Origin of the sequence: Pseudomonas huaxiensis, assembly GCF_003231275.1 — a bacterium.
Lineage (GTDB): Bacteria > Pseudomonadota > Gammaproteobacteria > Pseudomonadales > Pseudomonadaceae > Aquipseudomonas > Aquipseudomonas huaxiensis.
The window spans coordinates 87,846-95,628 of the sequence record NZ_QKVL01000026.1 but is presented as its reverse complement, the minus strand read 5'-3'; the positions used below and the strand labels follow the sequence as shown (position 1 = coordinate 95,628).

General features: G+C 65.7%; 6 protein-coding genes. All 6 read right to left on the bottom strand.

From position 1 onward, the window contains the following. Positions 1 to 149: 149 nt before the first annotated feature. Positions 150 to 1,955 (bottom strand): ABC transporter ATP-binding protein, encoded by a 1,806-nt coding sequence (locus DM374_RS22885; protein WP_110971934.1) that lies wholly within the window; start codon positions 1,953 to 1,955, stop codon positions 150 to 152. A gap of 87 nt (positions 1,956 to 2,042) precedes the next feature. Next, a complete protein-coding gene (locus DM374_RS22880) occupies positions 2,043 to 2,570 on the bottom strand; it encodes a DOPA 4,5-dioxygenase family protein (RefSeq protein WP_110971933.1) in 528 nt (175 codons plus the stop codon). A 19-nt stretch (positions 2,571 to 2,589) separates the two neighbouring features. Next, entirely contained in the window at positions 2,590 to 3,639 is a 1,050-nt protein-coding gene (locus DM374_RS22875; protein ID WP_110971932.1) for an amidohydrolase family protein, read from the bottom strand. Positions 3,640 to 3,660: 21 nt separating this feature from the next. Beyond that, entirely contained in the window at positions 3,661 to 4,782 is a 1,122-nt protein-coding gene (locus DM374_RS22870; RefSeq protein WP_110971931.1) for an ABC transporter substrate-binding protein, read from the bottom strand. After that, positions 4,779 to 5,954 (bottom strand): ABC transporter ATP-binding protein, encoded by a 1,176-nt coding sequence (locus tag DM374_RS22865; protein ID WP_110971930.1) that lies wholly within the window; start codon positions 5,952 to 5,954, stop codon positions 4,779 to 4,781. Before DM374_RS22865 ends, DM374_RS22870 begins: the two co-directional genes overlap by 4 nt. 2 nt (positions 5,955 to 5,956) lie before the next feature. Beyond that, a complete protein-coding gene (locus DM374_RS22860) occupies positions 5,957 to 7,783 on the bottom strand; it encodes an ABC transporter permease (protein ID WP_110971929.1) in 1,827 nt (608 codons plus the stop codon).

Genomic DNA, 7,783 nt, shown 5'->3' with positions numbered 1-7,783 from the left:
GGAGCGCAGCGTAGGGCCGGATGCGGGAGCGAGCGGTTTTGCCGACTTTTGCCAAGACAAAAGTCGGCCGCCGTAAAGGCGGAAGGGGCCGGCAGCCTCGCCACACCGAATGGATAAGCTCCCAGCACTCAAGCCCAAGCCCAAGCCGCTCACCCCACCGCATGCAACGGCAGCACACCCCCCACCTGACGCTCCCACAGCCGGCGATACGCGCCATCGGGTCGCAACAGCAGTTCATCGTGCGAGCCGTCCTCGATGATCTGGCCGTTGTCGAAAAACAGAATCCGGTCCAGTTGCGCCACCGTCGACAGGCGGTGGGCGACGACGAGTACGGTCTTGTCGCGCATCACTTCGGTCAGGGTGTCCTGGATGGCTTGCTCGGTGATGGAGTCGAGGCTGGCGGTGGCTTCGTCCATGATCAGGATCGGCGCGTTCTTGATGATGATCCGTGCGATCGCGATGCGTTGCCGCTGGCCGCCCGACAGCCGCACGCCACGCTCGCCCACCAGCGAGTGGTAGCGCTTGTCCATTTTTTCGATGAAGTCATGGGCGTGGGCTTGCCGTGCGGCGGACTCGACATCCGACTCGCTGGCATCGGGATCGCCATAGCGGATGTTGTCCAGCAGGCTGCGGTGGAACAGGCCCGGCTCTTGAGGAATCAGGCCGATCTGCGAATGCAGGGAATGCTGGGTGAACTGGCGGATGTCCTTGCCGTCGATGCTGATCACGCCTTGCTGTGGATCGTACTGACGCAGCAGCAGGTTGAGCAGCGACGATTTGCCAGAACCCGAATAGCCCACCAGACCGACTCGCTGTCCGGCCGGGATCACCAGGTTGAGGTTGTGAAACAGGACCTGGCCCGGCTGGTAACCGAAGCTGAGGTTGCGGATTTCAATGCTGCCCTTGGCGATGCGGATGTCGCGGGCCTGTTCGCTGTCGACAATCTCATGGGGCACGACGATGGTCCGCACGCCGTTCTCGATGTTGCCGAAGTATTCGAACAGGTCGAGAAAGCGCCGGCTGATGTTGCGTGCTTCGGCGATCACCACGAACGACAGCGTGGTGCTCATGACGAACTCGGGCACGCCGATCACGCCCTCGCGCCATTGCCACAGGGCGAAACCCAGCAGGCCGATTTTCAGTACCAGTGACGCACTGGTCTGGAACAGTACGATCTTTTCGTTGAACCCCCAGGCACGTCGGGCGGCGTCCACTTCGCGGGAGAGGAATTGCTGCAGGTGCGCTCGTTCGAATCCGATGCGGGCGAACAGACGCACCGCGGTCAGGTTGCTCACGGCGTCGACCACGCGCCCGGTGGTTTCGCTGCGGGCCGCGGAAAACAGCCGGGAATACGGCTGGCAGCGCCGCGCCAGCACGTAGGACAGCAGCACGAAGGCGACGGACCAGACGAAGGTGAAGCCGGCCAGCAACGGGCTGGCGCCGGCCAGAATGATCACCGCAACGGCCATGGTTACCAGCACCGGCATCACGTCGAAGATCAGCGCCCACAGGGTCATGTTGACGCCCATCGACGTCTCGGAAATGCGGTTGGCCAGGGAGCCGGCGAAGTTGCTGCCGATGTAGCGCTGGGAGTGGTGTTGCAGGTAGGCGAACAGGTGTGCGGTAACGCGGGTGCGTTGCAGCGGCGCCACATGCACCCGGCAAAAACCGGCGACGCGGCCAAACACCAGCTCGCCCAGATTGAGTGCGACGAACAGGATCAGCGGCGGCCAGACGGCGTTGAGGTCGCGCGGACCGGAAAAGTCGTGGCTGAGTGCCCCGACCACCTGACCCAGTGCCAGCGACACGGTGACGCCGCAGGCCGAGGAGAGGATTTGCAAGGTCACGATCAGCAAGTACCAACCGAGGAAATGCCGGGCGAATTGCAGGGTGAAGCGAAACGGACTCGAAGCCAGTGTGGGGATATGCGAGTCGGGAACCGTGGTCGACGTCATGGAAGTCCTTGGATTCAAACAGGCCGGATGACCGGTTCTGGCAGGCAGCGCAGCCCTCGCCGGGAGGGCTGGCGCTATCAGTGGGGGTCAGGCCAGTTTCGGCGCCGGCCAGTCGCGGGTCTTGTAGGTGTCGTCACCCGGGCGGTAGCGCACCGTCCCGGCAAGGTGCTGTTGCTGGCCGACCAGCAGCACGCTGTTCACTTCGGTCGGTTCGCCGGCGAGGCGTTGCGCTTCTTTTTCGCGCATGCCGTCCAGCCCGAGGTCGAGCTGTTTGCCGAACCACAGTGTCAGGTAGGAGTGGTCGATGTAGACGTTCTCGGTGATCGCATGCAGCAACACGCTCAGGCCCTGGCGCGCTTCGAGAATCCAGTACACATAACGCTCGAAGTCTTCCTTGAGCAGGGCGAAGCGGAACATCGGCGTCGGGTGCAGGCCGTTGGATTGGTCCAGCCAGCGGTAGTCCCAGATCTTGAAGCGGTCCTGCAGTTCTTCGTTGAGGCGCTCGGCTATGTGGCGGGTTTCTTCGGAGAAGTAGATGTGGCTGTGCCAGGCGACGATTTCGTCGATTTCGGCAGGCACATCGGGTACGGCAACGCGTTGGGTGGTCACGGTCATGGCGGGTCTCTCTATCAGGTCAGATCAGGTCAGTCAGGGGCACGCCTTTGCTGCGCAGCAGCCGGGCGGGGTTGTGGAAAAAGATGTCGCGTTGCGCAGCGGCATCCAGCGGGGTGCGGCGGATGTTTTCGATCACCTCGCGGGTGTCGGCGAACGGCGCGTAGTCGGTGCCGAACACCACATGTTCGTGGCCCAGCACCCGGGCGACATGGGTAATGGCCTCGGTGCCCCGGCCGGCGGCGCCGGTGTCGAACGTCAGGCGGGCCAGGCGCTTGCGGATGTCGGTGGCGCCGTAGCGCTCCGGCGCGGCGAGGAACTGCTCCAGCAGGTTGGCGAAGGTGCCGGAACCGCCCAGCATGGCGAACTGCACGGTGATGTCCGGGAACTCGTCGAGCAGGTCGGTGAACAGCAGCGTGAACACCGCGTTGGCAAATCCGCTGGCCGTGGCGACCGCCGAGCGGACCGCCGCGATATCCCGTGCTTCAGGCGCGGGCGGCTGGCCGCTGATGCTGGCGTGGCCATTGCCGGTGTGCAGGTAGAGGTGTGAACGGTGCTTTTGCGCTTCGACCAGCAAGGGCCGGATGTGCGCCGCCGCTTCGCTGGAGGCGAACACATTCACCGGCAGCACCGCGCCGATCAGGCCCCACTGCTCATGGGCGCGGGCCAGCTCATCGACGGACCAGCCGATGTCCGAGGTGGACAGCGCGGCAACGGCGGAGAAGCGGGCAGGATGCTCGCGCACCAACTGGCCCAGATCCTTGTTGTAGGCCTGCCACAGTTCAAGCGCTTCGCCGGGTGCAGAAAGCGGATCCACGCCCAGTGTGGTGGGCCACGAAATAAGCTGGTGAACGATGCCCACCGAAGCCAGGTGTTCGAGTCGCAGGTCGAGGTCGAACCATTGCGGGCCCAGGTCAAAGCGTGCCGGCAGGGCATCGTCGACGCCGCGCACCAGCGCCACCGGTCCCGCTTGCGCACGTTCGATACGCACACCCTGGCGGCGCTCGCTCAGCAGGCGGGTGACGGTGGGGGAGAACCAGTGGCTGTGCAGGTCAATCTTCGGTTCAGGCATGTGCAATTCCTTGATCGTTGCTCACAGGGTTTGTTGCCAGAGCGCCCGCAGCTTGGGCACCCACTCTTTGAGGCCGCGTGCGGTGTCTTGCGGGCTGAGCATGTTGTGCCGGGCCTGCTCCGCTGCCGGGGCGGGCAGCCCCGGTGGCAGCGGGGCGTCCGGCATGTTGCCGAGCGAGAACGCCTCGCTCGCCAGCAATGCCTGGGCGTCGGGGCTCATCAGCCAGGTCAGCAGCAGGCGTGCGGCATGGGGATGGGCGGGCTGGCGTACCAGCCCCTGGCCGAACGGCACCAGCAAGGTGAAGTCCGCCGGGTAGTCGATGGCGATGGGCACGCCGAGTTGTTGTTGTCGCATCAGCGGCGGCAGGTAGGCCCAGGGGTTCAAGGCCCGGCGCCCCTGCGCCAGGCTGATCACGCCGGCTTCCTGCGCACCGCCGGCGCCGCCGCGATCACGCAGCGCGGTCAGTTGCTCGACGCCAATGCGCTGCTGCACCAGCAGTTGCAGCAAGGCCACGTCGGTGGTGCCGGCGCCGCCGCCCGGCGCGCCGTATTCGAAGCTGTTGCGCCATTTATCGGCGAGCAGTTGTTCAAGGTTGCTCGGCAGCGCCGCCTCGCCAACGCGCTGGGTGTTGTAGCCCAGGCCGTAGACCTTGTTGAAGGTGAACCAGACCTGGTCCTTGTAGTGCCAGCGCGTGTCCAGGTCTTCCGCAGTCGGCGGGCGCCAGCCTTCCAGGTAGCCGCGGTCGGCGATGTCCATGACCACGTTCACCGGTTGGCTGATCAGGTCGCCGTAGTGCGCGCCGGTGACTTTCTCCACGTCGAGCCGGTCGGTCACGGCGGTCGGCGACAGGTGCATGTAGGTCACGCGGATACCGGGAAAGGCCTGGGCGAACCGCGACCACAGCGGCTGCCATTCGTAGTCCATGGCCGCCTGATAGACCACCACCTGATGCTCGCCGGCCTTGAGCGCTTCGCGGTACAGCGACTCCATCGCCGCCTGCTGCGCGGCGCTGCCGGTCAGGTCGCGGGTGCGCTGGGTCGCTTCCTCGTCGCTGAACGCGCCCTGGCGGGTGCCCAGCGCGAACACGCCGGCCAGGGCGGCCACCACCAGTGTCAGGCGCAGGCTGTAGGGCAGGCGCTTCATGCCGCCTCCCGCTGGGAGGGAGTGGCGGCGGCGGTGTCCTGTGCGGGCTGTTCGTCCCGCGGCATCACCACGGCGGCGCCGGGCTGGATCAGCACATGCACCGAGCGCCCGGACACCGACTCGCGGGTATGCGCTGAAGTGCCCCAGACATCCAGCGCCAGGGTTACGGCGAGCGTGCGGTCCTCGACCACCACCTGGGCGAGGTAGCGGTCCCCGGCATAGGTCACCTGGGACAGGATGCCGGTCAGCAGGGTGGCGTTGTCGGGCACCGGATGATCCAGCGGCACCGCGACAATCTGCGCGGCGCGCAACGCCAGCCACACCGGCGTTTCAGCGGCGAGACCGATGGGATTGCCGGAGACAAGCTGCAAGTCGCTGCCGGCGAGGGCAACGTGGGCCAGTTCGCCCGAGGTCTTGCTGATCTGGCCGCGCAGCAGGTTTTCGAAGCCGACGAACTCGGCGACGAAACGGGTGCGCGGCGTGAGGAATATTTCGCTGGGCGTGCCGATCTGCTCCAGCCTGCCGGCGTTCATCACCGCGATGCGGTCCGCCAGTGCCAGCGCCTCGGCATGGTCGTGGGTTACGTACACCGCGGTGTAGCCCAGTTCGTCATGGATGCGGCGCAAATCCTGGCGCAGGCGAATGCGCAGTTGCGCGTCCATGTTCGACAGCGGCTCGTCGAACAGCATCAGCGCCGGGCGGGCCACCAGCGCCCGCGCCAGGGCCACGCGTTGCTGCTGGCCGCCCGACAACTCGGCCGGGTAACGGTCGGCGTAGCCTTCGAGGCCCACCAGTTGCAGCGCTTGGATGACCTGGCGGTGTTGCTCATCGCCAAGGCGGGTGCGGGTCTTGAGCGGGTAGGCGACGTTCTGCCTCACCGTCATGTGCGGCCACAGCGCGTAGTTCTGGAACACCATGCCGATGTTGCGTTTTTCCGGCGCGACGAACAGGCCCTGTTGCGTATCGGCCACCGTGCGCTCGCCCAGCAGGATCTGCCCGGCGTCCGGTTCTTCCAGACCGGCGATGCAGCGCAGCGTGGTGGTTTTGCCGCAGCCGCTGGGGCCGAGCAGCACGAAGAATTCGCCGTGTTCGATCTTCAGGTCGAGGTGTTCTATGGCATTGACGCGCCCGTCGAAGGCTTTGCGTACATGGTTGAGGGTCACACTGCTCATGGTCAAAAGCCTCCCGACGTGCCGGCGGTGAGACCGAGGGCACGTTGCTTGTTGCGGTGATTGTTGAGGTGACGCGCGCGGCGAAAGGCCCACAGGGTCAAAAGGCTCGCGCCCCAGAGAAAGACCGAAAACGCCATCAGCACCATCAGCAGGGCGGCGGCCATGCTGTAGTCGCCGGCGCTTTGCAGGTTGTAGGTGATGACCGCCAGCGTGTTCACGCCGGGGGACTTGAGCAGCAACGGCACTTCCAGGTTGCCGGAGACCATCAGTGCGCTCATGAACCAGCCGGCAATGAAGCTGGGCGCGGCGAGCGCCAGGACGATCTCGAAGAAGGTCTGCACGGGCCCTGCGCCACTCATGCGCGCAGCCTCCGACAGCGACGGGGCAATCTGCGCGGTGGCCGACAGCGCGATCTGGCTGGCGAATGGCATGGCGGTGACGATCAGCGCCAGGGCCACCAGCCAGATGGAACCGTACAACTGGGCGAACGCCGGGATGCTCAGCCACGCCCATGAGATCGCCACGGTGGTGACCACGCCGGGCATGGCCAGCGGAATCAGGGTGGCGAAGCGCAGCGCCGCCTGGCTGCGACGGCCCAGTTGCCGGGCGAGGGTGGCGACGCTGAAGGCCAGGGTCATGACCACCGCGCCGACAATCACCCCGAGCACCAGCGTTACCCGGATTGCTTCTATTACCCGTGGCTGCTCCAGAACGCTGACGTAGCGGGCCAGCGACAAGCCGCTGTAGACCCCGGGGTAAGGCTGGATGGAGGAGAACGCCAGAGCCCCCAGCGGCAAGACGAATGACACCAGCAGAAACAGCACCACCAGCGCGGAAACCAATGAGCGCAGGCCGCGCAGTCGCAACAGCCGGGCCCTGGAAAACTTGCCGCTGACCGACACGAAGCCCTTGCGGCCCAGCACCCGCAGTTGCCCCAGGTAGATCAAGGCAACGAAGGCCACGAACAGGCTCGACAGGATGCTCGCCTGGGCATAGTCGGCGGGCCCGGCGCCACCGCCTAGCAGGTTCAGCAGCAAGGTGGCGATCACCACGATGTTGTCTGGGCCGCCCAGGATCAGGATCGGCTCGAACACCTGCAGCCCGGCAATGATTCCAAGCAGGGCGACGCTGGTCAGCGCCGGGGCAAGGCTGGGCAGATTGATGCTGAGGAAGGTGCGTAACGGTCCGGCGCCCGACAAAAAGGATGCCTCGTCATGGGAGCTGTCCAGCGCCCGGAATGCGCCGGCGATGAACAGGTAGGTCAGCGCCACTTTCTTCAGGATCAGCACGGTGTAAATGCCCCACCAGCCCTGAATGTTCAGCCACGGCGTCTCGATACCCAGCCCGTGGCGCAGGGCATCGTTGAGCAGGCCGGTCCACGGGTTGGCCAGTTGGGTGAACGCGATGGCGTAGAAGATCCCGGGCGTGACGAACACCAGCAGCATGCTCGGCATGATCCAGCGGCGTACCCGCAAGTCGGTGCGCTCGCTGATAAACGCCAGGGCGATGGCCAGCAGCAGCGAGGCGCTGGTGCTGACCAGCGCGATCTTCACCGAGGCCCAGACAGCCGCGAGCATGCCGGGGTTGTGGAACGCCACGCGCCACGCGGCAAGCGTCCACTCGCCCGGCAGAAACGGCGCCTTGCTGCGGAACGCGCCCACTACCAGCATGATCAGCGGCCAGACGAACAACACCGCGATCAGGCCGAGAAAGGGAATGAACCACGCAGTCTTCACCAGTGCCCGTGGGCTGGCCCGGTGTCCGCTCAACCGGGCGAGCTGGATGAACAACCGCTGCGGCGGCGGGGCGCTGTGAATGTCTCGATTCAT